Origin of the sequence: Sinorhizobium fredii NGR234 (assembly GCF_000018545.1) — a bacterium.
In the GTDB taxonomy this organism is placed as follows: Bacteria; Pseudomonadota; Alphaproteobacteria; order Rhizobiales; family Rhizobiaceae; genus Sinorhizobium; species Sinorhizobium fredii_A.
Genome location: NC_012586.1, coordinates 723,134 through 749,148 on the forward strand (window position 1 = coordinate 723,134; position 26,015 = coordinate 749,148).

Genomic DNA, 26,015 nt, shown 5'->3' on the forward strand with positions numbered 1-26,015 from the left:
GACACATCATGCGCACAGTGATCGTCGGCGCGGGCATTGCCGGATTGACGGCGGCGCAGGGACTGCGTCTCATTGGATGGGATGCAGAGATCTACGAGCAGGCAGAGACGCTCGAGCCGCTCGGAGCAGGGCTCAGTCTAAGCGCCAACGCGCTTCGGGCCCTTCGCACGCTTGGTCTTTATGACGCGGTCACTGCCGCGGCGCAGCCGATTCAGCGGCTTGAGCTGCTGGACCAGGGCGGGGGAGTTCTGCAATCCACCGACTTCCAGGATTTCGGGAGCCGTTACGGACATCTGGGGATGGCCGTGCTTCATCGAGGCGACCTTCACAAAGCGCTTCTTTCGCAACTCCCTGAGAGGATGATCCGGACGGGCATGGAGTGCGTGGGCGCACGCAAGGCCGACGATCGTATCGTACTGGATTTCGCAAACGGCGAAGCAGTCGAGGCTGATTTCGTCCTCGCCTGCGACGGCATTCACTCTGCGGTGCGTAAGGCCCTCTTTCCGGAAGCGCGTGAGCATTTTGCCCGCTACACGTGCTGGCGGGCAATCTCGCCGGGCGTGCCTGGTGGCATGAATCCGGTTCGCCTTACCGAGAGTTGGGGTGCTGGCAATCGACTCGGCCTCGCCGCATTGCCAGGCGAGCGAGTGTATTGGTTTGCCTGTTGCGGGTCCGAGAGGACAGATGATCCTGCCTTGGCCCAGCTCGATCTGGAGGGTGTTAAGGACATCTTTGCGAACTTCCATGAGCCGATCCCGGAGGTGCTCGATTGCACGCCACCAGACTCGCTGATCTGGACCGACATTCTCGATCTCGATCCGATGCCCTCGTTCACCCGGGGCAAGATCGTGCTGCTAGGGGATGCTGCCCATGCGGTGACGCCGGACCTCGGGCAGGGGGCCAGCCTGGCGATCGAGGATGCCGCAGTTCTTCCAGCGTTGCTCGGAGGCCTACCCATTGAGAAAGCCTTAAGCGAATACGACGCGCGCCGGGTCAATCGTGCGCGCCGCATAGCGAAGGCGTCCCGACTTTATGCGCGGGTGGCGCAATGGAGCAATCCGCTGGTCGTTCCGATCCGCAATTTGCTGATCAGCAGCATTCCCCATGGCTTCATGGACCGGCAGCTCAATGCCGTTCTCGACATCGGTTTCGAGCCCATCCGGTCAGCCGCGTAGACCACAGTTTCATGGCTGTGAAGTCCTCAGCCTGAGCGAATTGCCGATCACGCTGACGGATGAGAGCGCCATCGCGGCGGCGGCGATAATCGGCGACAGGAGGAGTCCGAAGGCGGGGTAGAGGACGCCCGCGGCGACCGGCACGCCGGCGGCGTTGTAGATGAAGGCGAAGAACAGGTTCTGCCGGATGTTCCTCATCGTGGCGTGGCTGAGCTGCCGCGCCCGCACGATGCCCTGAAGATCGCCCTTCAGCAGTGTGACGCCGGCGCTCTCGATCGCCACGTCGGTTCCCGTTCCCATGGCGATGCCGACGTCGGCGGCGGCGAGGGCAGGGGCGTCGTTCACCCCGTCGCCTGCCATGGCGACGATGCGGCCTTCGCCCCGCAGGCGCGCGACGATCTCGCTCTTGTGCTCCGGCAGGACTTCCGCCTCGACCTCAGTGATGCCGAGCTTCCGTGCAACGGCGTTAGCGGTCGTCTTGTTGTCCCCGGTGAGCATCACGACGCGTATGCCGTCCTTCACCAGCGTCTCTACCGCGGCGGGCGTTGTCTTCTTGATCGGGTCGGAGATCGCGAATATCCCGCCGACGCGGCCATCGACCGCGGCAAAGATTACGGTCGCGCCTTCGCCGCGAAGAGTCTCCGCCTTGTCGGCGAGCGGGCTCAGATCCACTCCTTCCTCGGTCATGATGCGGTGGCTTCCGATAACGAGCCTGCGGCCGTCGACCGTGCCGGTGACGCCCTTGCCGACGGGGCTGTCGAAGTCCTTCGCCGCGCCGAGCGCCACGCCGCGTTCACTGGCAGCCTCGACAATTGCTGTTGCGAGCGGGTGCTCGCTGGACCGCTCAAGGGTGGCGGCCAGTCGCAGCAGTTCGTCTTCCGCGAGACCGTCGACGGCCACGATCGATGTGACCTTCGGCCTGCCCTCCGTCAGGGTGCCCGTCTTGTCGACGACGAGCGTGTCGACCTTCTCGAAGCGTTCAAGCGCCTCGGCGTTCTTGATGAGCACGCCCTGGCGCGCGCCCTGTCCAACGCCGACCATGATCGACATCGGAGTGGCGAGGCCGAGAGCGCAGGGGCAGGCGATGATGAGAACGGCGACGGCGCTGACAAGCGCATGTGCAAAACGCGGCTCCGGTCCGAGCGACATCCAGGTTGCGAAGGCGATGAGGGCGATGAGAATGACGGCGGGGACGAACCAGCCGGAGACATCGTCTGCGAGCCGCTGAATGGGGGCGCGCGAGCGTTGTGCCTCGGCGACCATGCGGACAATCTGCGACAACATGGTGTCGCGGCCGACCTTTCCAGCTTCCATGACGAAGCCGCCCGTCTTGTTCATAGTACCGCCAATCAGATTCGCGCCGACCTCCTTGGTCAGGGGCATCGGCTCCCCGGTGATCATCGATTCATCGACCGAACTGCGGCCTTCGACGAGCTTCCCGTCGACCGGAACCTTCTCACCCGGACGAACGCGCAGTCGGTCGCCGACGGCGACCGCCTCGAGCGGTACGTCTTCGTCGGTGCCATCACCGCGGACGCGACGAGCGGTCTTCGGCGCAAGGTCCAGCAGCGCGCGGATGGCACCACCAGTCTGCTCGCGGGCACGCAGTTCAAGCACCTGGCCGAGCAGGACGAGCACGGTGATGACGGCGGCCGCCTCGAAGTAGACCGGGACGGAGGCGTCGGCGGATCGGAGCGCTGCCGGAAACAGACCGGGAACGAGCGTTGCGAACACGCTGTAGACCCAGGCGGCACCAGTGCCCATGGCGATCAGTGTGAACATGTTCAGGTGTCTGGTGACGAGGGACCGCCAGGCCCGTTCGAAGAAGGGAGCGCCCGCCCAGAGCACAACCGGCGTCGCGAAGACCAGTTGCAGCCAGTTCGAGGTCTGAGGACTGAGCAGCATGTGGAGATCAATAAAATGGCCCCCCATCTCCAGGATGAGAACGGGGATGGTGAGCGCCAGTCCGATCCAGAACCTCCGCTGCATGTCGACAAGTTCCGGGCTTGGACCTGTTTCCGCTGTCACGAATTCGGGTTCGAGGGCCATACCGCAGATCGGGCAGTTGCCGGGGCCGATCTGCCGTACCTGCGGGTGCATCGGGCAGGTGTAGATGACGTCCTCACGCTCTTTCGTGCGCGCTGCCTGCGCGGACTCTGCAGCGATATTCCCGGTGGCGGAATGATGGTGATGGTGGTGCTCGTGCCCATCAGGCTGGTGTTTGTGTTCATCCATGGTCAACAGCTCCATGACGGGACCCGCTCGGAGCAAAGATAGAGCCGGAAGCCTCAGGGCCAATGCCACGCCCCAAAATGGCCAATATCCCTGACGATCTCGCTGCAGGCCTTTGTGCTCACATTGCGGCGAGGGTCGAAACGGTTACCTTGATCCTGGTCAACAGTCGACGTGTTAGGAAGGTTTGTGAATGGGCTCGACGGCGGTGAAGATGTTCGGTCTCATTCTGCTGGCGAACGCAGGCGCAGCGTTGTCCGTCACGGCGGCAGAGGGGCTGCAGTCGGACAATGTCGCGCAAAGACAGCAGGGCATGAAGGCAATGGCGGCAGCCGCCAAGACCATCAATGCCATGTTCAAGGGATCGTCGGCCTATGACTCGAAGGCGTTCAAGGCCGCCGCAGAAACGATCGGGTCTCATTCGGGGGAAGGCCTGTCGTCCCTCTTTACCGGTTCCGTCATTGCGCCGGGTTCCAAGGCCAGCGCGAGCATCGCAGCCGAGCGCGAGCAGTTCGACAAGCTCGCCGCCGACCTTTTAATCTATGCTTCCGCGCTCTCAGCCGCGGCGGATCGCAACCCGAATGTTCTCAGCCCTCAGATGCGCATGCAGGGCGGCGATGCGATGATGGGCGGACCGCTCGCGAAGAAACCGCAGGCGGCACGGGACGTCGCGTCGATGCCCGCCGAACACGCGTTTCACATGCTGCTGCAGACTTGCACCTCTTGCCACGCCAAGTTTCGCATGAAGGACGAATAGCCGGAGGCTTGAAGCTAACCCGTATCTCTACGGTCGCTCGCGGAGTTGGCTCTGCTGCTTTCGCCAACCGTATCGTGTCAGACCGCGCGGCTTGTAGATCGAAAGCACCGTCGTCATGAGCAAAACGACGATCCCGCCGGCGGCGTGGACTACGAGCGAGCGCCTCATGCCGAGAAGATCGCCTTCCGCCAAGCCTTTCGCGGCCGCCCCCGCGACGTAGCTTATCAAATCCAACTGTAGCAGCAGCACGACCGCGGTCAGCAGGGTCAGCAGCAATTTCGCGAGCACCCAATAGTGTCGGAACAGGCCCCAAGTGGTGCCGAGCGCCTGCACGAGGCCCGTAAGGAGCGACGCGAAGACCAGCGGGACGATGACGAGGCGTGCGATGGCGTCCATCGCGGCATACGGGCTTTGCGCCGTCTCAGCTCCCGTGCTGACCAGCCCGACTACGCCGAGCGCTAGGAAGCACGCCACCGCACCAAGTGAACTCACCGATGAAATGACATGAAGAACGAGGGTGAACTTGCGGAGAGCACCAGGCATTGTCATGGGCGGTCATTCGCGGGCGGCGTTTCGCTTGCGGGAGACATGTGGCGGCCCGGCCCATGGGGACCGCCGATGTCAAACGCGATGACAATCACCGCCAGCGATATGAGCATCGCGGCAACGACCCCGGAGATTTTCACCCAACGTGGCATGCCAGGGTAAGGGGACTGATCTGCCATCTTTGCTCGCCTCGTGGCCATTGCTTATCTCGATAGCGCAATTCTACATGAGTGATCACTAAAATTAGCTCCCAACTGTCGGAGTCTGGCGTAGAATCGGTTGGGCCAGGCAGCGCGTGAGGGGTCGAATGACATTCAAACCGTTCTCCGTGTCGGTGATCAGCTTAGCCGTCATGTCGATTGGCCTCGTTGTAGCGAGCGACGCCCATCAGGCCAGCAGTGGATGGAGCTATCCTCCGGCCTGCTGCAAGGGCAACGACGTCGGAGGGGACTGTCATGCGATCCCCGGCTCGGGCGTCAGCAAGGGCCGCCGAGGTTTCTCGGTTGTCCTCAACCCCGGCGACCATCACCTCGCAACCAAGCCACACAGTTTTTTCATTCCCTACAGGGGGCACGGCTCGCTTCTTCTGCTTCCTGTTGTCGCCGGCGGCGGAACTCTGTCTCGATCCTCATTTGGCTTGACCTTGCCACCGTTGTAAGCCGTAGCATTATCGGGTGGAGACTACTTATGACGAACCCTCGCCGCAAATTGGAGGAGGACATCCTCGCGCTGTTCGAACGGGCGTGTCGCCTGCGTGAGCTCGCTGTGGCCGAACACCTGTTGCGGGCATTGGAAGCGGCTACCGAAGCGAACGACCCTGACAGACTGGCTGATGGCAGCGGCGCGCTAGCGGATGCTTACCATGCCGTCGCAAGGATGCGGCCATATCGCCGGCGCTCGCGCTGACGCAGTGCCGGCAGGTCATGTCGGGGATATCAAGATGGTGCGTTTGGAAGTCTCCTTTGATCTGACTTGGCCGAAAATCGAGTTTCCGGTGTGCGCGAAAATCTTTGCCGATGTTGGCGCGCGCGGCGCACCATCTTCGCTGGTGTTGATGCTGCTGCCATTGCTTATGACCAGGTCGAGAGGGCCGGCCGAAGGCATCCCCCGGTTCGCGAGTTTCTAAGCTTTCAGCAGATGGGACGTCGAACGGAGTAGAGCTAGGCGTGTTTACCGAGGCCGTGAACAAGAGGATTCGCCATGCGCAGCACGAGACCGCCTGCACGTATGCTGTTTCTGCACTTCGGCTTCGTCGTTGCCGTCTGCATTGGAAGGGAGGCGTCGGCGCATAGCTCCCCGTCGGGATGGTATTATCCCTATCAGTGCTGTAGTGATCGGGACTGCCAACCGGTCCATGGTGCCGCCATCACGGAAGGACCGGAAGGATATGTGGTCGAGGAAACAGGCGAGGTCATACGTTACCGCGATTCGCGAGTGAAATCGTCTCCGGATGGCGAGTTTCATCTATGCATGCAACCGGGTAAGGTTGGCTCTCGAGCGATATGTCTCTTTGTGCCGCCGCGGTCTTTTTAGGCTGAATTCACCAGCGTCGGGCGCACGCTCGAGTGGAATGCGTTTGGAGCGGATCGGTCGTTTTTCGTCGCTGGGACCTCACCGAAACCTGGCATGGTAGCCCCCGCACAATCGCGGCTGCCCCCGTGGTCAGATGGCAGAGTACTCGGTCGGGATGATGCTACGTGTGACCGGAGGCATCATGCGGCCGGCGCGGGCATCCGGCCGCTCCTTCCTCCACCTCAAGAGTGAGCCCGTTCACTTCGAACATTTGAAACGAGAGTGCGTGCAAAACGACGCCTCATTGCTCGCGGTGATCGTCGCTGACGATAGCCGCTACGGCGGCATGATCGGCGGGCCAGACTAGCGCGGCGACGAACAGCCCGGCCGCGGACATGGCAGCGAGAATTGCGAACGTGAATGCGATGCCAACAGCCGCCCCCGCCATCCCGGCCGTCAGATAGGCAACGAACCAGCAAGCGTGGGTCAGGGCAAACTGGGCGGCAAAGAGAACGGACCAGTCCGACCTTCCCGCCGCCCGCGCGACTAACCGGCCAGCCGGCGTGAGGATCAGTGCGTAACCCGACCCAAGGACCAACCAGAGCAGCAGCATAGTTGCATAGCCGGTGACCGCAGCACCGGCGCCCAAGCCGCCCGAGCAGAGACACGCGCCCGCCAGCATTACGACACGTTCCGGAAAGCGGTCGAGCAGCCTCGGTATGAGCATGGCCGCTGACATGGATCCAACCCCGAAAACACCGACTGCAAGGACAGTGGCTTTCGGCCCCAGGCCCAGTTCCGACTGGACGATTACAACCGTGTTGACGAGCACCATGGCGCTGGCGGTGGCCGCGCAGAAGGTAAGAGCGAGAAGACATCGCAACCTCGGCGTGCCGACGTAAATCCGAAGACCTTTCACTGCGCGCGCGCCCACGCCGAGACCGACGGCAAGGTTCTGCGCCGGGAGAGACACGGACGCGATCAGGGCCGCCGAAACCAAAAACCCTGCGACAGCAACGATGAAAAGCCCGTCGAGCGGGACGAGGCTCAGCAGGAGGAGGGCGAGCAGGGGACTCGCCACCGTCTCCATGTCGTAGGAGAGCTGGGTGAGTACTAGGGCCCGGGTGTAATCCTTCTCGTCGGGCAGGATGTCGGGAATGGTGGCCCGCACGCTCGGCACGAGACCGGCGGAAACCGAATGCAGCAGCACGATCAGGAGGTAGACCTGCCAGACTTCCGTGACGAATGGGAAGAGGAACATCACCGCCCCGCGGGCGATTTCGAGCCCGATCAGGACGCTGCGTCGGGAGAACCGCTCAAGCCCGGCGGTGACGAAGGGAGAAAGTCCGACCGTGGTCAGCGTCTTCAAGGCAAGCGCGGTGCCGAGCACAGCGCCGGCCGCACTGCCGGCCAGTTCGAAGGCCATGAGCCCGAGCGCGACGGTCGCCAGCCCCGATCCGACGAGCGAGGCGACCTGTGCAAGGTAGAAGGCACGGAAGGTCGGATTGGAGAGGACACTGAGCATCTGACGCGCCTGCAGGTTCTGGGATCCGGCGGTTCCGACGTGACTCACGCGCATGGCTGCGCCTGCCGACGCATGGACTGAAACGCGCGGGGAGAGATTGAGTCGGTGTGGGATCGCTCGGAGAAGCCCGCGCGATCCCGAGACGAAGTTATTCGACGGAAAGATCCTTGGTCATGAGGTAGTAGACTAGAGGATGCATGTCGTAGTTCTTCACCCGCTCACTGCGAGCGTCGAATGACGTCTCGTTCACCAGATAGACGGTAACCGCCTCATCGAACAATTTCTTGGCAAGCTGCGCATAGATCTCGTAACGCGCCTGCGGATCGATGAGCGAGGATGCCTTCTCGATCAGTGCATCGACGTCTTCCGAGCAGTAATGCGACATGTTGTAACTGCCGCCGCAGGAATAATCGGCCGTCAGAAAGCCGTAGGGATCGGCAATGTCGGTGAGGTATCCACGCGACATCAGCGCCATGTCATAGTCGCCGGAGATCATCTGGGGTTCGATCGCAGTATACTCGGCCACGCGCAGATTGACCTTGATGCCGATCTCGCCAAGTTGTGCCTGGATGATGGCACCAACGTCCCTTAGTTCAGTTCTTGACGTATAGGCCAGAAGTTCAAGCTGCAATTGCCCCGGCCGGATTCCGGCCTCCTCCAGCAGCGCCTTCGCTCGAGCCGGATCGTAGATCGGCTTGAGATCCTTCGGCGCCCAGGGATCGTCAGGCTTGAAGGCAGAAGCGGCCGCCGTCACCGTGCCTTCATAGACGCTTGCCGCAATCGCCGCGCCGTCGATTGCGGCCTGGATGGCCTGGCGGACGCGAACATCGTTGAGCGGTTCCTTCTTGTTGTTGAGCAGCAATTCGGTCACGCGCGGCGTTTTAAGCTGTATCAGGTCGATCCCCTGCGCCCCTTCCAGTTGCTTGACGCCATAGGCCGGGATCAGCCGTGCGATATCGGCCTCGCCGCTGCGAACCTGGGTCATGCGGGTATTGGCATCGGGAATGAAAACAACCATGCCTCCCTCGAGCACGGGCTTGCCGCCCCAGTAATTGTCATTGCGCTTGAATTTCAGATATTCCTTGGGCTTGACTTCAACGATCTCGAAGGGGCCGGTGCAACGGCCGACGGGATCGATCGTCGCGCCCTGATAGGCGGCGGGCGACAGGATCGTGGTGTTTGGCGCAGCGAGTTGCGCCGGCAGCAGAACCGAAGGGGTCTGGGTGATGATGCGAACCACCTTCTCCCCGACCGCCTCCACGGACTTGATCAGTTTGGGCGAGAAGGGCCGCGCCGGCATTTCTGCGGCCAACAAATGCTTCAGCGCGCCGACCACGGCTTCGGCCGTCAGAGGCGCACCGTCCTGGAATTTAACGCCATCGCGCAGCGTGAACTCCCACACCATCGGCTCGACCTGTTTCCACGACGTGGCGAGACCCGGTTCAAGCTGCAATTGCCAATTGAGACGCACAAGCGTCTCGAAACAGCCGGCGCGGCTACCAAGGTAGGAATCGTCGCTGGCCATCTGCCAGTTGGTCTGAACCGTCTGAAAATCAGCATAGGTCAGCGTTTTGCCTTCCTGGGCACTGGCGCTTGTAGCCAATGCCGTCGCGCAGACTGCCGCCATTGTGTATCGCTTCATCTTCTGTTCCTCCTCTTTTTGTTTCGTATCGACCTGTTCCACCATGCCGGGATGTGACCGACGGCCACGACCCTCTCTAGGCCGAGCTCGCCTCTGCCGACTTGTCAGGCTGCAACTCCCGCCAGAAGTGGCAGCGCACCTGATGGCTCTCGCTCGCCGACTCGAATTCCGGCTCGGCCTGTGAGCACTTCGCCTGTGCGTGGGCGCAGCGGGTGTGGAAACGACAGCCGCGGGGTGGGTTGAGCGGGCTCGGAAGGTCGCCGCGCAACTGGATCTCCGGCGCATAGAGCCCCGTCCGATCGAGCATGGAGGCGGCGATCAGCGCCCGCGTATAGGGGTGGCGCGGCGTCTTGAAGAGCGCATCACGGTCGGCGACCTCGACGATCCGCCCCAGATACATCACGGCGATGCGGTCGCAGATGTGGCGCACCACCCTGAGGTCGTGGGAGATCATCAGCATCGTCAGGCGGTGGCGGCGCTTCAGATCCGTCAACAGGTTGAGGATCTGCGTGCGCATCGAGGCGTCGAGCGCCGATGTCGGCTCGTCGCAGATCAGGAACCGCGGCTCGAGGAGCAGGGCCCGACCGATGACGACTCGCTGCAATTGTCCGCCCGAGCATTGCCGCGGGTAGCGTTCATAGAAGCTTTCGTCCAGGCCGACTTCCGCGAGCATGCGCATGACCTTGTCGCGGCGCTCCTCGCGCGTTCCGATGCGGTGCTGCGCCAGCGGTGCCTCCATGCTCGTGCCGATCCGCATACGCGGGTCGAGCGCCCCGAACGGGTCTTGGAAGACGAGTTGCACGGTGCGCCGGAGGCGCTTCAGATCCTCGCCGCAGACGTCGGCAATCTCCTGCCCGGCGATTCTCACCTGGCCGCTCGTCGGCGGTGTTTGCCGTGTCAGCAGCCGGGCGATCGTACTCTTACCGCACCCCGACTCGCCGACAAGGCCGAGCACTTCGCCTTGTCGAATGGCGAAAGAGACACCGTCGACCGATTTGATCGAGAACAACCGGCTGAGGAAGTAGTGCTTGGCAAGCTGCTCGACCTCGACGAGTGGCGATTGGACGGCCTGGCCGGCGGGCTCCGAGACATTCCTCGGAACGGTCTGCAAAAGCGTGTGGCTGTTCATGCGGCCGTCTCCTTTTCGGCTTCGACGGCCCAGCAGCGCGTCACGTGGCCATCCGGATCAGGTTTGAGCGCCGGTTCGGATCGCATGCACCGGCCGGCGACGCCGTGCTGCGACGCCGCACTGCAACGCGGATGGAAGCGGCAGCCGCAGGTCAGTTCTCGCGCATGCGTCCCCGAGCCGGGGATCGACAGCAATTGCCCTCTCGGATCAGGAACGAGCAGCGAGCAGCGCATCAGTGCCTGCGTATAGGGGTGTTGCGGCGATTGAAGCACCGCCTTCGCCGGTCCCTCCTCGACGATCCGCCCGGCATACATCACCGCTACCCGGTCGGCGAGCGCCGCGACGACGGCGAGGTCGTGGGTGATGAGCAGCGTCGCCAGGTTGCGCTTGCGCCTCTCCTCGTCGATAAGCCGCAGGATCTGCGCCTGCACGGTGACGTCGAGCGCGGTCGTTGGCTCGTCCGCGATCAGCATATCCGGATCCCCGCTCAGGGCCGCCGCCATCATAACGCGCTGCGCCATGCCGCCGGAGAGTTCGTGCGAGAAGCACCGCGCCCGCACCGCCGGATCCGGGATGCCAACGTCGCGCAGGAGATCGAGCACCCGGTCCATGGCCGCCCGTCGCCCGAGGCCACGATGCAGCCGCAGCGGTTCGGCAATCTGGGCGCCGACCCGCGAGGTCGGATCGAGCATCGCCTGTGGCTGCTGGAACAGCATCGCCATGCGGCCGCCGCGCAGCCGGTTCATCTGCCGGTCCGGCAGCGACAGGACGTCCTCGCCGTCGAAGCGGATGCGCCCGCCGGCAATCGCGCCGCCGGCCGGCAGCAGCCGCATGAGCGATAGCGCCGTCATGCTCTTGCCCGAGCCCGATTCGCCGACGAGCGCCAGGACCTCGCCCCGGTCGAGCATCAGGCTGAGCCCGTCGATCACCGGCGTCGGCTGGCCGGGGAAGGCGACCGTGAGATCCTCGATCACCAGCAATGGTTCGTTCGTCTTATTCATCGCCCGAGTCTCCATCTCTGGCTTCGATCTCCAGCCCATGGCCGATCCAGGTGACGCTGAGCGCGGCCACGAAGATCGCCAGACCCGGCGCGATCATCAGGATCGGCAGCCGCTCGACATAGGGCTGTGCATCGGCGAGCATCAGCGCCCAGTCGGCCGCTGGCGGCTGTACGCCGAGCCCGAGGAAGGAGAGCGCTCCGACCGTGATCAGCTTGTGGCCGAAGCGCAGGAAGCTCACCGCCGCGATCGGACGGATGATGTTCGGAATGACGTGGCGAAGGATGATGAAGGACCGGCTGCAGCCCAGCACCTCCGCCGCCCGGATGTAGCCCTGAGCGTTGATCGCCAGGGTCAGCCCGCGGGCGAGCCGCGCAAACGGCGTCCAGCCGATGACCGTGAGCGAGGCGATCAGCGTCGCATAGCCCGGGCCGAAAATGGCCACGAGGAAGATCGCCACCACGACGTCCGGGATCGAGATCAGCACGTCGATGATCCGCATCGTGATCTCGTCGAGCAGACTGCCTTGGACGCGTCCGGCGACGACGCCGGTCAGCGTGCCGATGGCAAAGGACAAGAGAACGGTGATCATGGCGATGGTGACGGTGAAGCGACCGCCAACAAGGAGGCGGCTGAAGAGGTCGCGCCCGAGATGGTCCGTGCCCAGCCAGTGCTCGGCGCTCGGCGCAGACAGCCGTGCAACCAGGTTCTGCACCGCCGGATCATGAGGAACGATCCACGGCGCCAGGATGAGCGTTATCACGAGCGCCACCAGGATCACGACCCCCGTGCGGAAGGTCCAATGGCGTCCGCGGAGGAACCGCCACAGCCGCAGCGCCGCCGGGTGCCTCGGCATCGGCAGAAGCGAGCTGGCAGCGACACCTTGTGAAGTGTTGTCAATGCGCATGGCCGGACCTCACTGCCGGGTTGAGCGCGACATAGAGCATGTCGGCGATTGTGTTGATCAGGATCGACAGCGCCACGATGGCGACGAAACCGCCTTGCAGCATCGGGACGTCGCGATTGATGACAGCCTCATAGAGCAGCCGCCCCATGCCGGGGATGGCGAAGATGACCTCGATCACGACCGAGCCGCCGAGGAGCCCGGCAAGCCACAGCGCGAAGAAGGTGACGACCGGCAATGAGCCGTTTCGCAGGCCGTGGCGCATCACCGTCTGGCGCATGCTGAGGCCGCGGCTGCGCGCTGCGGTGATGTAAGGGGCTTGGAGCACATCCATCATCGCGGCCCGCGTCACCTGCGTGAAATAGGCCATCGGGCGCAGCGACAGCACCGTGGCCGGCAGCACGAGCGCAGTCCAACTCGTCCAGCCGGCCGACGGCAGCCATCCGAGGTAAAGCGCGAAAACGAGAATGCCCATCGGCGCCAGCCAGTATTCCGGCGTCGCCACGAAGGTCTGGACCATCAGCGTCGTGGCGCTGTCGACCGTCCCGCCCGGCCGCGTTGCCGCCAAGGTGCCCAGCGGTATGGCGACGGCAGCGGCAATGCCGAGCGCCGTCAGCGCCAAGGTTATCGACACGCCGAGCGCCCGCCCGATCTCGGAGGCAACGGGCCTGCCGCTCGCGAACGAATAGCCGAGATCTCCCTGGAGCGCCTGCCACAGCCAGGCGCCATATTGCACCGGCAGCGGCCGGTCGAGGCCTAAATGGACGCGCATCGCCTCAACGGCGGCAGGATCGACATCAAGATCGCGAACCCGAGACATCAGGATCGTCCGCACCGGATCGCCACCGCTTACATACGGCACGAGGAAAGCCAGAAGCGAGACGCCAAGAAGCATCAGGCCTAAGATCAAGAAACGTTGAAGCCACGTCGTCCACATGCCCGTTCTCCCATTTTCGCGCCGCGGTTACGAGTCGCCTCGTCACTACAGGACGCCGTGCAGAGGGAGTCTAAGCTCCGCCGAGGCCCCACTCCTGCGGAGCTCGAACAAGATGCGGACATCTCAGTCCTCCCATTTCCGGCGAGCGCCTGCCCCCTCTGGCTTATTGCGCTCCCAACCCGGCTGGCTGTCGCAAAGGTCACACTGGACCTTCGCTTCCGTTCATTCCTTCATCGCTCGTCACTTCGGTCAAACAGAGTGTACTGCATTTCAAAAAGACGAATATGCTAAATTAGGACCACTAAAAGCATTTGTTATTGTTTCTAAGAACTTTTTCGAGAACTCCGGATATAGTCCAAATAAAAATGTCACAACGTCCCCGAGATATATTCACCGAGATACAAATTCTCATAACGTCACCTGACGAGCTGTAGAAGAATCTAGGTTTGATACTCGACCGCCGTCATCATTCCTCCGTTCATATGGTAGAGGTGGTGGCAGTGAAGCGCCCACTTGCCTGGGTTCACCGCATCGAAAGCGATTGTCACGCTACCCTGCGACGGCACGAGGACGGTGTCGCGCACCGCGCCCGGGAACCGCTTGCCGTTGATGGCAACCACCTGAAAGTGATGGCCGTGCAGATGCATCGGGTGCGCCATCGTGGTGTGGTCACGGAAGGTGATCTCGACGCGCTCGCCCTCGGCCACCGGGAGCGGCGCATCCTCACCGTGCCTCTTGCCGTTCAGCATCCAGACATAACCGGGTGCCTCGGTGATGGTGACCGTGTGCTCGCGGTCGGCCGGACGTCCCGCCAGCGGCTGCGCAGCCCGTAATTTTCCTTCAAGCGCGAGCCCTACGGCGGCGGCGGCTTCGTCTGCATCTCCGCCGACGCGCTCTACGGCACCGGAGGCGGTGGCCAGTATGAAACCGGTGCGCGCACGCTCTCCCTCGCGGATGGCAAAGATCGGCCATGCGCCTTCGTTCTTCGGCAGGTCCAGCGCGATATCGAGGCGTTGCGCGATGGCGAATTCGAAACGCCGTCCGCGGACCGGCTCGACCGGCATTCCGTCGACCGCGATCAGGCGCCCCTCGAGCCCGCCAAGATCGATCCAGAAGTTTGTCGCAGCAGCGCCGTTGATCAGCCGCAGGCGCACCCGCCCACCGCGCTCCACCCGGAAGATTTCGGGATCGTCAAGCGTACGGTCATTGGCGAGGAAGGCGTCGTATTCGACATCGTTCAGGTGCGCACCTGCGGGCGCAGCCACGCCCCTTCCGCCGGAATGCCCGCCTGCGGCGGGCGCCGGAGCACCATGACCCATCGCTGCGTGGCCCATTGCGGCATGGTCCGGCGCGGCCGGTGCCTGGGCAACCTGTTCAACACCCTGCAGGCCGGCCAGCACCTCAGCCGGATCGCGGAACGTGAAATCGTGGAAGAGGACGACCACTTCCTGCACGTCTTCGCGAGCTTCGGCAGGGCCGCGCACGACAAGCGGCGCCGCCAGCAGGCGCTGTTCCTGCAGACCGTGATGGGAGTGCATCCAGTTGGTGCCGGCCCGGTTCAGCAGGAAGTCGTAGTTGTGCGCGCCGCCGGGGGAAAGCAGCGCCTGAGAGACATTCGGAACACCGTCTTGCTTCCACGGAGGGGTAAGGCCGTGCCAATGAATCAGCGTCTCCTCGTCGAGCCCGTTTTCCAACCGCACTTGGAACGGACCGCCTGCCTCCGCGATAAGCCCGTGCGTGCCGTTAGCCTGCATCAGACCGTACACCGTGGCGGCCCGGCCGTTGACCTCTATCGTCCTGGTTCCGGCCCTGATCAAGGTTGCCGGCGTTGCGGAAGCGTGGCGCGCGGGGACCAGCAATGACGGACTGGCTACAGCCATACCGGCGGCGGCGCAGGAAGTGAGAAACTGACGACGTGAGAAGTCTGGCATTTTCGTCTCCAACTCTTTTCCCTAGCGGCCGCTCACAGGATTTCTTTCTTACGGCGCACGGGGTCGACACCGCCCGCCCCAAAGCGCGTAAGGTCCATGTGCCTGGCTTCAACCTCAATCGCGCCGGCCAAGTCCTCGAGGATCGGACACTCCGGGCGGTGGTCGCCATGACAATGTTCGGCCAGGTGTTTCAGTGCGTCTGTCATCGCCCGGAGTTCCTGGAGCTTGTGTTCCAGTTCCGCGATGTGCTGGCGGGCTATGCGCTTGACGTCTGCGCTGGCGCGATGGCCATCCGACCAAAGGGCCAGCAACTCGGTCAGTTGCGTCACGGAGAAGCCGAGATCCCGCGCCCGCCGGATAAAGCGCAGCTTGTGCACATCCTTCTCGCAGTAGATGCGGTAGCCCGCCTCAGTCCTATGAGCGGCCGGAATGAGCCCGATCTCTTCATAGTAGCGGATCATCTTTGTGGAAACGCCCGACTCTCGGGAAACATCACCAATATTCATTTCACATCCTCCAGTTCCTGCTCCGGCTCGGCCGGTGCTTCAGGTGTGAAAAACACATCGACATGCAGATTTTCCGGCCTGAGCCCGCACTCGAGAAGGATCGGCGTCGCGCTGTCGGTCATTGCCGGCGGACCCGCCATATAGGCTTGCCAGCCATCGAGATCCTGCAGATCCTCCGCGATCGCCCGGGTAACCATGCCCGTCCGGTAACCAGCACACTGCTGGATCTGCGAAAGGACCGGGATAAAGGACAGGTTTGGATGGTGCTGGCACAAGGTCCGGAAGTGGTCCACCAGGTAAAGGTCCCGCTCCTCGCGCACGCCGAAGTACAAGTGGATAGGCTGCCGGAATCCCTGGTTCAACGCCGTGTCCACGATAGCCTTCATCGGCGCCATGCCGGACCCGCCGGCAATGGCCAATATCGGCCCCGTATGGCGCTGGCGCAGGAAAGCGCTCCCGAAGGGGCCGCGCACCGTCACCTCGTCTCCGACGGCCAGCGTGCTGGCTACCCGTTCGCTTGCCGCTCCATTGGGGATGCGGCGTATGTGGAACTCGAGTTCCCTTTCGCCAGGCCGGTTTGCCATGGAATAGTCGCGCGTCGGCGCTCCCGGAAAGGAAAGCTGTGCATATTGCCCGGCGCTGAAGGAGAGCGGCAGGCCGCTTTCCGGCATAATCCTCACACGCTTTATATCATGCGTGGCGTCGTCCAGCGAAATGACCTGTGCCTGAAACGTCTCAACCGAATGGTCCGCCCGGTCTTCCTCTCTGCCCAGCCAGGCGACCGTCGCGTCCGTCTTCGGCTGCGCCCGGCAGGCAAGGATCAGCCCGATAGCCCGCTCTTCGGGCGTCAGAGCGAAGGGCGTGTGCGGCAACAAGTCAACCTCACCTGTTATCAGGCGCGACTTGCAAGAGCCGCAGCGACCTGAGCGGCAGCCGTGAGGATAGGCGATACCCTGCTCCAGGGCAGCCTCGAGGATGGTGCGCTCGTCCGCTACAGCAATCTCCCGGTCCGCCTGACGGATATGGACTGACTTTCCCACGAGTACCTCCTCCTCACCATTGCTATTGCGCTGCCGCCAGGCGGCCATTCAAGTCAGTCTGCACCGCATCAAATTTCATGGGAGCCCGGAAGCGCTTGAGCCGCAGCGCGTTGCCCAAGACAAAAACACTGGACAGCGCCATCGCGCCGGCTGCGATCATGGGCGAGAGCAGCAGCCCATAGGCGGGAAACAGCGCGCCGGCCGCAACGGGTACTAGTACCGTGTTATAGGCGAAGGCCCAGAACAGGTTCTCCTTGATATTGCGGATCGTCGCCTTCGAAAGGGCGATGGCATTCGGCACCCCGCGCAAATCGCCGGACATCAGCACGACGTTTGCACTTTCGATGGCCACGTCGGTCCCCGTGCCGATAGCAATGCCGACATCAGCGGCCGCCAAAGCAGGGGCATCGTTGATGCCGTCCCCCACGAACGCCACCTTGCGGTCACCGGCGCGCAAGTTTTCCAGAGCCTGAACTTTTCCGTCTGGAAGCACCTCGGCCACCACCTCGTCGATCTTCAGCCGGCGAGCAATCGCCTCGGCGGTCTTTCGGTTATCGCCGGTGATCATCGCAACTCTAAGCCCGAGCTTGTGCAGCGTGTTGACGGCCTCGATGGTTGTCTGCTTGATCGGGTCCGATACGGCGATCACCGCGGCGATCTTGCCGTCGATGGCTGCGAACAGCGGGCTCTTGCCCTCATCGCCAAGCCGATTCACTTCGCCTGCGAAGGCGGAGACATCGAGGCCGAGCTTTGTCATCAGCCGGTCAGCACCGACCTGGACAGTACGCCCCCCCACCTGCGCCTTGGCGCCGAATCCGGGGATAGCGTCGAACCCTTCCACTTCAGGCAGAGTAAGACCTGCACGGTTCGCCGCCGCGATGATGGCTTCTCCGATGGGGTGCTCCGACCGCGTTTCGACGGCGGCCACAGCGGCGAGCACCTCCTCCCTGTCGAACCCCCCGGCGGGGATGAGATCCGTGAGTTCGGGACGGCCCTTGGTCAGGGTGCCTGTCTTGTCCACGGCGATTACATCAGCGCTTTTAAGCGTTTGGAGCGCCTCGCCCTTGCGGAAGAGAATACCCATTTCGGCGGCACGACCCATACCGACCATGATCGAGGTTGGAGTAGCAAGGCCCATCGCGCACGGGCAGGCGATGATGAGGACGGCCACCGCGTTAACGAGTGCGAAACTGAGTGCCGGCGTCGGACCAAAGAAAAGCCAGACGACGAAGGTGGCGGCGGCTGCCAGCATCACTGCCGGAACGAACCATGCCGTGACCTTGTCGACAAGCGCCTGGATCGGCAACTTGGCGCCCTGTGCCTGCTCAACCATTCGGATGATCTGGGCGAGCACCGTATCGGCGCCGACCTTGGTGGCGCGGAAGGTGAAGGCGCCTGTCTTATTAATCGTGCCGCCGACCACGCTCGCCCCCAAGCCCTTTGCAACGGGCACGGGCTCTCCGGTGATCATCGATTCGTCGACATAGGACGAACCGTCCACCACCTCGCCATCGACTGGCACCTTGTCGCCCGGGCGCACGAGAATGAGGTCCCCCATCTGCACCTGATCGAGCGGGACCTCGACAGTCTCGCCATCGCGCACAACTCTGGCAGCCTTGGCCTGCAGGCCAACGAGGCGCTTGATCGCCTCGGACGTGCGGCCCTTGGCGCGGTTTTCCAGATAGCGGCCGAGCAGGATGAGGGTCACGATCACTGCAGCGGCCTCGTAATAAATATTGGCCGTGCCGTTGGGTAGGATCGACGATGCGAAGGTGGCGACGACGGAGTAGCTCCATGCCGCAGCCGTGCCGAGCGCCACGAGGCTGTTCATGTCGGGGGCCCCACGCAAGAGAGCGGGCACGCCCTTGCGGAAGAAGCGGAGGCCGGGTCCGAAGAGCACGATCGTCGCCAGCAGGAACTGCAAATACCAGCTCTCCTGCATGCCAATACTGGTCATGACGAAATCATGGATCGCCGGCACGAAATGCGAGCCCATTTCAAGCACGAAAACGGGAAGCGTCAACACGGCCGAGACGCTCAAGGCGCGCGCGAGACTGCGCGCCTCGCGCTCGCGAGCCTCTGCCTGTACATCCTCGGGGTTTTCGGCCGCGACTGCCCGGGCGGTGTAACCCGCCCGCTCAACGGCCGTCATCAGGTCGTGGACACTGGCAGCGCCGCTGACCACACGCAGGAAGGCCCTCTCGGTGGCAAGGTTCATCGCGGCGTCGAGGACACCCGGCACCCGTTTTAGCGCCGCTTCAATGCGATTGACGCAGGAGGCGCACGTAGCGCCCTCGACTGCGAGTTCTATGCTGTCCGTTCTCGTGGAATAGCCGGCGTTCTGAACCGCCTTTAAAATGGCACCCAAATCGGCCGGGCCTGTGAACGCCACATCGGCGCGCTCCGTCGCCAGGTTCACGGCGGCGGACTTCACGCCAGGTACGGTTCGAATAGCCTTCTCGATTCGATTGACGCAGGAAGCGCAGCTCATTCCTTCGACATAGATGCCGAGAAGAGCAGGATCTGTAGCAGTCGCCGGGCTCATATTGCTCCTCCGAAAAATCGACTGCATCTATTTGTGGGGCTTACAACGGTCGGAAGGTCAAGCCCCAAAACAAAATTTATTTCGGCCGCGTAAAGGCGAAAAAAGCTCTTGACCTTCCAACCGTTGGAGACGGCAGGATGCGCCTGCATCAATCATAACCAGGAGATGAATTTCATGTGCGGAGAACATCAGCATCATGCTTCCAGCTCTAGCGAACCTGCCGTTTCGGGGGTCCGCTTCAAGGTAGCGGACATGACCTGCGACCATTGCGCGGGTACCATACGCAAGGCCTTCGCGACGACCATGCCGGGGACCGAAATCTCTATTGATCTGGCCTCTCGGGAGGTCACTGTAGCAGGAGACGCGGCCGCAGCCGCAGAGACCCTTCGGACAGCCGGATACGAGCCCCAGCCGATCGGCTGATCCACGAGAGCAGCCGCTCGGCAGCGATCAAGGCAAACCTCTGAGGCTCCGACATCGACGGGCCTCGGAGGCGTGCCTGGGGAGCGGCGGCGTCTGAAAGATGTTTCCGCCATGTTCCAAGAAAGCTGCCGGCTGCCTTTGGCGCAGGTGCGCATAGCCATCGCACCAGGTTTTGGTTCGCGGCGCGTCCAGGGCCGCCGCAGATCCTGGGCCCCATGTCAAAAGTTGTCAGCCACTTGCGATTGGGCAGCCGAAGTGGCTCGGCCCAGATGCAGCCGTCACGATCGATCTCCTTGTGAGTCATGCCGTTCGGCCGCTAGCACCTTGACCCCTTGGCGGAGGCATCAAGCTGCTGCTGCGGAATGCTGCGAGGCCCTGAGTTCGGCGAACCGGCGCAGCCAATCATTCTTCCCGAAGACCGTTACGACCATGTCGAAAGGGCGCAAACCCGAACCGAGATATAACGTGGTCTTACGGCTTAGTCGGGCATGCTCGAAAAAAGTGGTTGACGGACTCCTGTGGTCGAACAGTGAAGCTCGTCCGTTACGTCCAAAAAGAAAAGTGGCTGCCATCGTCCCTTGGACGGCAGCCAATCTGGTTCACGAGGGGGAATATGAAGGATGGAAGGCTGTGATGCACTCGGCTTCGGAAGTCTCCATCCAACGATTGCTATTCTAACACCGGCGCCACCGGTGGGCTGCGGTATTTGAAGGATTACAAGGCATATCATTTGGTTTTCGGCCGCTCTACAGCTATTTTGGCTGGCGCTCCCTCGCTCTCAATCGTCGCCAGAATGGTGTCAAACCGGAACTCAGTCTAAGGACGCAGTTGCCCAATTTGGGGGAGAGGTGATCGCCGCTGAAAAAGCAGATTTTCGGGTCAATAGACGGAGGAAGTCTTCCCGTTCGGCAGATTAAAGAGAGATGGTGCACTTGTCTCCTTTTCATCTGAACCCGTCGACCCTAACCCGAGAGGTAGAATGGGATGGTTCCGGGCGCGCTTGTGCGCCTGCGCCATGCCACGCCTCAGCCTCCCCACGCCATAGACGGATGCCGGGGCTGATGCAGCCGCCGATCAGGCCCGGCAAGAGCTTCCTGTACGAGTTCATCCCGCCGAATGCTCCCCCCGCATGCCACTGTCTCGAGCTCGGCCGCGGACGCCTGAGCCCGAACCGATCGCTATCAACCGTGACGACAACACGCACTCAATAGACCGCTTAAATAGATGCTCAGGTATTTGGGCCAAGTATATTTGCTCTGGCTTCGACAATGTGGTCGTACATGTTTAGCTCGGCTGCCCCGCTGTCGCGATCTTTGATTGCGTCAAGAATGGCCTGATGCTTGGCGATATAGGCCTTCATGCGCTCAGGGGTTAGTGACTGCTCCTTCATTTTCCCCCAGAGGTTTCCTGCCCGTACCGTGTGAATGCCTTCATAGAGCGAGGCGAGCAAACCATTACGGGCGGCTCCGACAATGATGCGGTGAAAGACGGCGTCCCATTTTTCGAATTCGACCAGGGTTTCTGCCGCGCTCCCCCGATCGATCGATTTCTGCATTTCGTCGATCTGCTGGCTGGTCGCCCGTAACGCCGCCAACGCGGCGATCTTGGGTTCCATGATCAGCCGAGCCTCGAAAACCTCGGCCGGATAGGTGCGCAACGCGTCTCCGGTGCTGCCTGGCGAGCGACGCAGGGCCGTCGAGGTAACCCCGCTGCCAGCGATAAATGTTCCCCTGCCCACATGCCTGATGAGCCGGCCCTCCTTTTCCAGAGAAGCAAGCATCCGTCGAAGTGCGGTGCGGGGCAGTCCAAGTTTGAGCGCCAGATCGCGCTCGGGCGGCAACCGATCCCCCGGCTCCAGACCTTCCGCCTCGATGAAATTCTTCAAGACTACGCTCATGAGCCCTCGCTAATTATTTTCCGCAACCAAATTGATCTACATTGACACCAATTTCAAGACCAATCCTCTACTAATCGCGTGTCAAACCTGATTGGTAGCGAAGGGTGCTGAACCTGGACCCAACTCCCGCGCAACAAACCAATCCCCTTGCCTCTCGGCCTCGGCTAGCAGTAGTCGGCGATGCTCCTGCCCAGTTGTTCATCCCCGCCGTGATCGTGACCCAGACACTCGGGTAGCTGCTGAGCCAATTGTTCTATGTACGCTTTCCGCCCAGCTGGGAGCAATTGCCGCAGCATTCTCGCCGGCGGCTTGATCACACACCGACGACGGCATTCGTCACTGGTATTCTAAGCTTGCATTCAGCAGACAGGCGTTGCCCTCTGTCGTCCATTATAGTATACCCCCCTATGTCATTATCCGAGTAGTTTGGGAACTTCATGATGCCATCCCACAACCTGCATGGTCATTCCGACCCTCACAGCCAGGATCACGGACATCGCCACGAGTCCAGTCGGGCGCTCAACGCGGCTCATGATCATCTTTTCCTCGGCGACAGCCACGCTCGCAACGAGCGGCGGACCTGGCTCGTCATTGCCATCACCGCCACTATGATGGTGGTGGAGATCGTCGCAGGAAACCTGTTTGGGTCGATGGCGCTTGTGGCCGATGGTTGGCACATGTCGACACATGCCACCGCCCTGCTCATCACGGCGCTCGCCTACCTCTATGCTCGCAAACACGCCCATAACCGGCGTTTTTCTTTTGGCACCGGCAAGCTCGGTGACCTTGCCGGCTTTGCCAGCGCCGTCGTGCTCGCCCTGATTGCTCTGCTGATCGGCTGGGAAAGCCTCATGCGTCTCAGAAGTCCTGTCGCCATCGACTTCAATGAAGCGATTTCTGTTGCTGTCGTGGGCTTGGCTGTCAATCTCCTTTGCGCATGGCTTCTGAAAGACGATCATCACCACCACGGGCACGATCACGGTCATCACGCGCATCATGGCCATGCGGGCGAGGACAAGAACCTTCGGGCAGCCTATCTCCATGTCCTGGCCGATGCACTGACGTCGGTACTGGCGATCGCAGCGCTGGCCCTTGGCAGCCTTTATGGTTGGACCTGGCTGGACCCCGCCATGGGCATCGTCGGCGGCTTGGTCATCGCGCGCTGGTCATGGTGGCTCATTCGCGATGCCGGCTCGGTGCTGATCGACTACATTCCTGAAGGCGAGGACCTGCCGGACGAAATCGAGGAGATCATCACGCGCGAAGGTGCGGACATCGTTGATCTGCACGTATGGCAACTCGGACCGGGCCATCACGGCGCCATCGTTTCGATCGTAACGGACAAGCCCCGTGCGCCCTCCTATTATCGGGAAAAGCTTGCAGCTATTCAGGATTTGTCGCATGTGACCGTGGAGATTGAAGCTCGCGCGGCTTAAACCGGGGCGACAAGGAACTGCACATGAGCCACACCATCCGCGAAAAACAAAAGCTGATCAATCGCGTGCGCCGCATTCGCGGCCAGATGGAGGCTGTCGAGCGGATGCTCATCGACGAGAAGGACTGCGCCGAAGTCATGCAGGTGCTCGCCGGGGTGCGTGGCGCGGTCAACGGCCTCATGGGCGAGGTGATCGAGGACCATGTCCTGATGCACGTCGCCGCCGAGGGGCTATCCCAGAAGGAACGCGACGAGGGCGCTGCCGAACTGATCGATGTTCTGCGCGCCTACCTAAAGTAGCGGTCGGTTTTGCGGGCCTGCGGTACAGGGTTCGGCGCCCGTTCGACCGCGAGCTTCCGTCAGACTGACGTTCGTGGCCAAGTCGAAGGCGGCTCCGGCTAGAATGTCGCCTGTGGCCCCCGGTCGGTTCGCCGCGCGCAGCCTCGGATCTTCGCCTGTCGCGGCGAGAACTAAATTAAAGCGCGGGTGCAAATGTCCGCGAATTGCGCGGCCGCGGTCAATAGCCGTTTCCGGTTCGGGGACCGGCCGTTCTGACTGAATGCTAGCGAGGTCCGCAAAGGGTCGTTCTTTGCATTCCCGTGAAAGGTGTGAGGGCGCGTCACCACCGCCTTGTCATTGCAAGCGGCGAGCGAAAACCTATTCCTGCAGTTTGAATTCCGCAACGAACTCGGCACCGTCGGGATGCAGCGTCAATTCGGACGTGCCGTCCAGGGAATCGCTGAACACACCCTCACTTGCAAGCCGTAGCCCTTGCGAGCGGGAGCCGTATTGATCTCACGGCGGTTCTCTCGCCAGCGAAAACTGATATGTGTTGCATTGCCCTTTGGTCGGTGTGCTGTCCAAGTTACCTTCAGCCGGCCTTCGGGCGAGGCCCAGGCGCCATGCTTTATGGCATTGGTCGCCAGTTCATGAATCGCCATGGCAAATGCTTGCGTAGCCTCGCGCGACATGGTGATGTCGGGACCGTCAAGGTGGTAATTTTCCCCCTCATGGCCGCCCTGGCCTGCAACTCCAAGCGCAGAACTTCTGCCATGAGGACATCGCGCTCAGGTGCTCGCATCAGCAGGTCCTGAGTCCTGGAGAGAGCACCTAGGCGCGTTGCAAAGCTGTTGCGAAACTCATCAAGCGATCGGCTCTCATTCAGGCTGCGCATTGCCAGCGCGTTCACGCTCGCCAGATCGTTCTTCACCCGGTAATGGAGCTCGCCCATCATTGTCCGCTGCTGCGCCTCCATTCGCCGTGGTCGCGCACTGCACCCGCGGGTTCCTCTCGACGGAATGCCTAGAGTGTCGCCGCTCGGATTCAATTGTCGGAGTGGCCGCGACTCCAGGAACACAGCTTCGTCCTGACCCTTGCCATCCCCAAGCGTCTCGACATTGCGGAGGAGGTGACACTTCAAGGGTGTTTTTCGGTTCCTCTGTCTACTACGCCTACGTCGCACACCCAGTTTGACGTGAATATCGAAATGCCCAGCGAAGCATTCCTGAGCCGCGCAGGAGGAAGTAGGCTCGACTGTACGGTCCTCTCGTCCGGAGGCTGCCGCTTGCCGCATTGCTCCCGCTTGTCGAAGGGACCTTTTGATCGACGCTCGCCACATCGCTCTCGCTCGGCGTGCCGCTCTAGCGTGAATTAAAATTCATGCCGTGAATTATATTGACATAGAAGCCGCTTTGCGTTTAGCTGCCCATACCGGACTTCGAGGAGGAAATCCGGTCTTCACTCAGATCGGCGCCGGTTCGGCGCCCTCGGGTTTTTTGGGAGGGGCTCCGGCCTCGAGGAGGACACTTGCGCACTTTTTTCAACACCACCGCGATGGCGGTCCTTGCGGCAACGCTTTTTGCCGGTTCCGCGGCCGCCGAGGCGGAGAACCCGTTCCGCTGCAAGCCGGGCGAAAAATACGTCATGAACGTCATGGTCTCGGGCGTCGAATACTGGTTCCCGGTCTATGAAATGTTCAAGCAGGCGGGCCAGCAGTTCGGCTGCGAGACGGAATATACGGGCACGCCGGAATATGACGTCAACAAACAGATCGCCACATTCGACCAGGCACTGGCACAGAATCCGGCCGGCATTCTCGTCCATCCGATGAACTCCGACCCCTTCATCGAGCCGATCAACCGCGCGATCGAGCTGGGCACGGCGGTGGTGACCTTCGCGGCCGACTCGCCGCTCTCCAAGCGCGTGTCCTTCATCACCTCGGACAATACCCGCGAAGGCATCTATGCCGCCGACGCAATCGCCGAGAAGATGGGCGGCAAGGGTGAATATGCGGTTCTGGAAAATCCGGGCCAGGACAACCACGACAAGCGCATCGCGGCTTTCATAGGCCGCATGGAGGAGAAGTGGCCGGACATAAAGCTGGTCGGTCGTGCTGCCTCCAACCAGGATCCGACCAAGGCCTATCAGGGTCTCAACAGCATCATCCAGGCCAATCCGAACCTCGGCGCCGTCTTCATGCCGGAGGCGAATTCGGCGATCGGCGCTGCCCAGGCCAACAAGGAAAGCGGCGGCAAGGTCCTCGTCATGTGCGCGGACGTCAACGCCAATATCCTCGACATGATCAAGGCCGGCGAGGTCTTCGGTTCGATCAACCCGAACCAGGGCATGCAGGGCTATATGGGTTTCATGTTGCTTTGGCTCGCCAAGCATCCGGACCTGATCGATCCGATGAACGACGCCAAGCGCTCCGGCTTCAACCCGATGAGCATCCCGGTCGTCGACAATGGGCTCTCCATCGTGACGGCGGAAAATGCCGACGACTTCTATTGGGACAAATACCTGAAGCGTCGCGGCACGAAGGGTATTGAGGAATAAGTTCCGGATTTGCGCCATCCGCGCCTCATGGCGCGGATGGTCTCAG

24 protein-coding genes are annotated in these 26,015 nt (G+C 62.1%); 10 read left to right on the forward strand and 14 right to left on the reverse strand.

Features of this window, described 5'->3' with window-relative positions; translation table 11 throughout:
• Positions 1 to 8 precede the first annotated feature (8 nt).
• The gene (locus NGR_RS03515; protein ID WP_015886844.1) at positions 9 to 1,175 is read left to right on the forward strand and encodes an FAD-dependent monooxygenase; all 1,167 of its coding nucleotides are present in this window, start codon (positions 9 to 11) and stop codon (positions 1,173 to 1,175) included.
• Between the two features lie 9 nt (positions 1,176 to 1,184).
• Here the strand turns inward: NGR_RS03515 and NGR_RS03520 are convergent, their stop codons facing one another.
• Positions 1,185 to 3,410 (reverse strand): copper-transporting P-type ATPase, encoded by a 2,226-nt coding sequence (locus NGR_RS03520; protein ID WP_164923848.1) that lies wholly within the window; start codon positions 3,408 to 3,410, stop codon positions 1,185 to 1,187.
• A gap of 190 nt (positions 3,411 to 3,600) precedes the next feature.
• Here NGR_RS03520 and NGR_RS03525 point away from each other — a divergent pair, with 190 nt between their 5' ends.
• Complete coding sequence (locus NGR_RS03525; protein ID WP_015886846.1) at positions 3,601 to 4,164, forward strand: cytochrome c; 564 nt, start codon at positions 3,601 to 3,603, stop codon at positions 4,162 to 4,164.
• A 27-nt stretch (positions 4,165 to 4,191) separates the two neighbouring features.
• On the opposite strand, the gene NGR_RS03530 is transcribed toward NGR_RS03525, so the two are convergent.
• Complete coding sequence (locus NGR_RS03530) at positions 4,192 to 4,713, reverse strand: hypothetical protein (protein WP_015886847.1); 522 nt, start codon at positions 4,711 to 4,713, stop codon at positions 4,192 to 4,194.
• A 304-nt stretch (positions 4,714 to 5,017) separates the two neighbouring features.
• Here NGR_RS03530 and NGR_RS03535 point away from each other — a divergent pair, with 304 nt between their 5' ends.
• The 4 genes from NGR_RS03535 (at position 5,018) to NGR_RS33785 (ending at position 6,243) form a co-directional block, all read left to right on the forward strand.
• Positions 5,018 to 5,368 (forward strand): hypothetical protein, encoded by a 351-nt coding sequence (locus tag NGR_RS03535; protein WP_015886848.1) that lies wholly within the window; start codon positions 5,018 to 5,020, stop codon positions 5,366 to 5,368.
• 29 nt (positions 5,369 to 5,397) lie between these two features.
• Positions 5,398 to 5,616 (forward strand): hypothetical protein, encoded by a 219-nt coding sequence (locus NGR_RS03540; RefSeq protein WP_164923849.1) that lies wholly within the window; start codon positions 5,398 to 5,400, stop codon positions 5,614 to 5,616.
• Positions 5,617 to 5,650: 34 nt separating this feature from the next.
• Positions 5,651 to 5,836, forward strand: coding sequence for a hypothetical protein (locus NGR_RS03545; protein WP_164923850.1), 186 nt, complete (start codon positions 5,651 to 5,653; stop codon positions 5,834 to 5,836).
• Positions 5,837 to 5,937: 101 nt separating this feature from the next.
• Positions 5,938 to 6,243 carry a hypothetical protein gene (locus NGR_RS33785; RefSeq protein WP_432654018.1) on the forward strand — a complete coding sequence of 102 codons (306 nt, stop codon included), beginning with the start codon at positions 5,938 to 5,940 and terminating at the stop codon, positions 6,241 to 6,243.
• 280 nt (positions 6,244 to 6,523) lie between these two features.
• On the opposite strand, the gene NGR_RS03550 is transcribed toward NGR_RS33785, so the two are convergent.
• The 10 genes from NGR_RS03550 to NGR_RS03595 form a co-directional block, all read right to left on the reverse strand.
• Positions 6,524 to 7,801, reverse strand: coding sequence for an MFS transporter (locus NGR_RS03550; protein WP_015886852.1), 1,278 nt, complete (start codon positions 7,799 to 7,801; stop codon positions 6,524 to 6,526).
• 94 nt (positions 7,802 to 7,895) lie between these two features.
• A complete protein-coding gene (locus tag NGR_RS03555) occupies positions 7,896 to 9,389 on the reverse strand; it encodes an ABC transporter substrate-binding protein (protein ID WP_015886853.1) in 1,494 nt (497 codons plus the stop codon).
• A 76-nt stretch (positions 9,390 to 9,465) separates the two neighbouring features.
• On the reverse strand, positions 9,466 to 10,518 hold the full coding sequence (locus NGR_RS03560; RefSeq protein ID WP_015886854.1) for an ABC transporter ATP-binding protein: 1,053 nt from the start codon (positions 10,516 to 10,518) through the stop codon (positions 9,466 to 9,468).
• On the reverse strand, positions 10,515 to 11,519 hold the full coding sequence (locus NGR_RS03565; protein WP_015886855.1) for an ABC transporter ATP-binding protein: 1,005 nt from the start codon (positions 11,517 to 11,519) through the stop codon (positions 10,515 to 10,517). Before NGR_RS03565 ends, NGR_RS03560 begins: the two co-directional genes overlap by 4 nt.
• Entirely contained in the window at positions 11,512 to 12,423 is a 912-nt protein-coding gene (locus NGR_RS03570) for an ABC transporter permease (protein ID WP_015886856.1), read from the reverse strand. The genes NGR_RS03565 and NGR_RS03570 overlap by 8 nt, the downstream gene beginning before the upstream one ends.
• Positions 12,413 to 13,357 carry an ABC transporter permease gene (locus tag NGR_RS03575; protein WP_015886857.1) on the reverse strand — a complete coding sequence of 315 codons (945 nt, stop codon included), beginning with the start codon at positions 13,355 to 13,357 and terminating at the stop codon, positions 12,413 to 12,415. Before NGR_RS03575 ends, NGR_RS03570 begins: the two co-directional genes overlap by 11 nt.
• 440 nt (positions 13,358 to 13,797) lie before the next feature.
• Positions 13,798 to 15,288, reverse strand: coding sequence for a multicopper oxidase family protein (locus NGR_RS03580; protein ID WP_015886858.1), 1,491 nt, complete (start codon positions 15,286 to 15,288; stop codon positions 13,798 to 13,800).
• A gap of 32 nt (positions 15,289 to 15,320) precedes the next feature.
• Entirely contained in the window at positions 15,321 to 15,794 is a 474-nt protein-coding gene (cueR, locus tag NGR_RS03585; protein ID WP_015886859.1) for a Cu(I)-responsive transcriptional regulator, read from the reverse strand.
• Positions 15,791 to 16,834: a 2Fe-2S iron-sulfur cluster-binding protein gene (locus tag NGR_RS03590; protein ID WP_015886860.1), complete on the reverse strand. Its 1,044-nt coding sequence runs from the start codon at positions 16,832 to 16,834 to the stop codon at positions 15,791 to 15,793. The genes cueR and NGR_RS03590 overlap by 4 nt, the downstream gene beginning before the upstream one ends.
• A gap of 22 nt (positions 16,835 to 16,856) precedes the next feature.
• Entirely contained in the window at positions 16,857 to 19,379 is a 2,523-nt protein-coding gene (locus tag NGR_RS03595) for a heavy metal translocating P-type ATPase (RefSeq protein WP_015886861.1), read from the reverse strand.
• Between the two features lie 174 nt (positions 19,380 to 19,553).
• Between NGR_RS03595 and NGR_RS03600 the strand changes: the two genes are divergently transcribed.
• Positions 19,554 to 19,802: a heavy-metal-associated domain-containing protein gene (locus NGR_RS03600; RefSeq protein ID WP_164924058.1), complete on the forward strand. Its 249-nt coding sequence runs from the start codon at positions 19,554 to 19,556 to the stop codon at positions 19,800 to 19,802.
• Between the two features lie 1,228 nt (positions 19,803 to 21,030).
• On the opposite strand, the gene NGR_RS03605 is transcribed toward NGR_RS03600, so the two are convergent.
• Positions 21,031 to 21,699, reverse strand: a complete 669-nt coding sequence (locus tag NGR_RS03605) for a FadR/GntR family transcriptional regulator (RefSeq protein WP_015886864.1) — start codon at positions 21,697 to 21,699, stop codon at positions 21,031 to 21,033.
• A gap of 437 nt (positions 21,700 to 22,136) precedes the next feature.
• Here NGR_RS03605 and dmeF point away from each other — a divergent pair, with 437 nt between their 5' ends.
• Together dmeF and NGR_RS03615 are read left to right on the forward strand one after the other, a co-directional pair.
• Positions 22,137 to 23,135, forward strand: a complete 999-nt coding sequence (gene dmeF, locus NGR_RS03610; protein ID WP_015886865.1) for a CDF family Co(II)/Ni(II) efflux transporter DmeF — start codon at positions 22,137 to 22,139, stop codon at positions 23,133 to 23,135.
• Between the two features lie 23 nt (positions 23,136 to 23,158).
• On the forward strand, positions 23,159 to 23,434 hold the full coding sequence (locus NGR_RS03615; RefSeq protein WP_015886866.1) for a metal/formaldehyde-sensitive transcriptional repressor: 276 nt from the start codon (positions 23,159 to 23,161) through the stop codon (positions 23,432 to 23,434).
• A 607-nt stretch (positions 23,435 to 24,041) separates the two neighbouring features.
• Here NGR_RS03615 and NGR_RS03620 read toward each other — a convergent pair.
• On the reverse strand, positions 24,042 to 24,368 hold the full coding sequence (locus NGR_RS03620) for an HWE histidine kinase domain-containing protein (protein ID WP_164923853.1): 327 nt from the start codon (positions 24,366 to 24,368) through the stop codon (positions 24,042 to 24,044).
• A gap of 572 nt (positions 24,369 to 24,940) precedes the next feature.
• Here NGR_RS03620 and NGR_RS03625 point away from each other — a divergent pair.
• On the forward strand, positions 24,941 to 25,969 hold the full coding sequence (locus tag NGR_RS03625) for a substrate-binding domain-containing protein (protein WP_015886869.1): 1,029 nt from the start codon (positions 24,941 to 24,943) through the stop codon (positions 25,967 to 25,969).
• Positions 25,970 to 26,015: the final 46 nt, after the last annotated feature.

Coding starts and splice junctions, on each gene's coding strand:
- NGR_RS03515 (WP_015886844.1), top strand. CDS start 9: ATGCGCACAGTGATCGTCGGCGCGGGCATTGCCGGATTGACGGCGGCG.
- NGR_RS03520 (WP_164923848.1), bottom strand. CDS start 3,410: ATGGATGAACACAAACACCAGCCTGATGGGCACGAGCACCACCATCAC.
- NGR_RS03525 (WP_015886846.1), top strand. CDS start 3,601: ATGGGCTCGACGGCGGTGAAGATGTTCGGTCTCATTCTGCTGGCGAAC.
- NGR_RS03530 (WP_015886847.1), bottom strand. CDS start 4,713: ATGACAATGCCTGGTGCTCTCCGCAAGTTCACCCTCGTTCTTCATGTC.
- NGR_RS03535 (WP_015886848.1), top strand. CDS start 5,018: ATGACATTCAAACCGTTCTCCGTGTCGGTGATCAGCTTAGCCGTCATG.
- NGR_RS03540 (WP_164923849.1), top strand. CDS start 5,398: ATGACGAACCCTCGCCGCAAATTGGAGGAGGACATCCTCGCGCTGTTC.
- NGR_RS03545 (WP_164923850.1), top strand. CDS start 5,651: ATGGTGCGTTTGGAAGTCTCCTTTGATCTGACTTGGCCGAAAATCGAG.
- NGR_RS33785 (WP_432654018.1), top strand. CDS start 5,938: ATGCTGTTTCTGCACTTCGGCTTCGTCGTTGCCGTCTGCATTGGAAGG.
- NGR_RS03550 (WP_015886852.1), bottom strand. CDS start 7,801: ATGCGCGTGAGTCACGTCGGAACCGCCGGATCCCAGAACCTGCAGGCG.
- NGR_RS03555 (WP_015886853.1), bottom strand. CDS start 9,389: ATGAAGCGATACACAATGGCGGCAGTCTGCGCGACGGCATTGGCTACA.
- NGR_RS03560 (WP_015886854.1), bottom strand. CDS start 10,518: ATGAACAGCCACACGCTTTTGCAGACCGTTCCGAGGAATGTCTCGGAG.
- NGR_RS03565 (WP_015886855.1), bottom strand. CDS start 11,519: ATGAATAAGACGAACGAACCATTGCTGGTGATCGAGGATCTCACGGTC.
- NGR_RS03570 (WP_015886856.1), bottom strand. CDS start 12,423: ATGCGCATTGACAACACTTCACAAGGTGTCGCTGCCAGCTCGCTTCTG.
- NGR_RS03575 (WP_015886857.1), bottom strand. CDS start 13,357: ATGTGGACGACGTGGCTTCAACGTTTCTTGATCTTAGGCCTGATGCTT.
- NGR_RS03580 (WP_015886858.1), bottom strand. CDS start 15,288: ATGCCAGACTTCTCACGTCGTCAGTTTCTCACTTCCTGCGCCGCCGCC.
- cueR (WP_015886859.1), bottom strand. CDS start 15,794: ATGAATATTGGTGATGTTTCCCGAGAGTCGGGCGTTTCCACAAAGATG.
- NGR_RS03595 (WP_015886861.1), bottom strand. CDS start 19,379: ATGAGCCCGGCGACTGCTACAGATCCTGCTCTTCTCGGCATCTATGTC.
- NGR_RS03600 (WP_164924058.1), top strand. CDS start 19,554: ATGTGCGGAGAACATCAGCATCATGCTTCCAGCTCTAGCGAACCTGCC.
- NGR_RS03605 (WP_015886864.1), bottom strand. CDS start 21,699: ATGAGCGTAGTCTTGAAGAATTTCATCGAGGCGGAAGGTCTGGAGCCG.
- dmeF (WP_015886865.1), top strand. CDS start 22,137: ATGATGCCATCCCACAACCTGCATGGTCATTCCGACCCTCACAGCCAG.
- NGR_RS03615 (WP_015886866.1), top strand. CDS start 23,159: ATGAGCCACACCATCCGCGAAAAACAAAAGCTGATCAATCGCGTGCGC.
- NGR_RS03620 (WP_164923853.1), bottom strand. CDS start 24,368: ATGATGGGCGAGCTCCATTACCGGGTGAAGAACGATCTGGCGAGCGTG.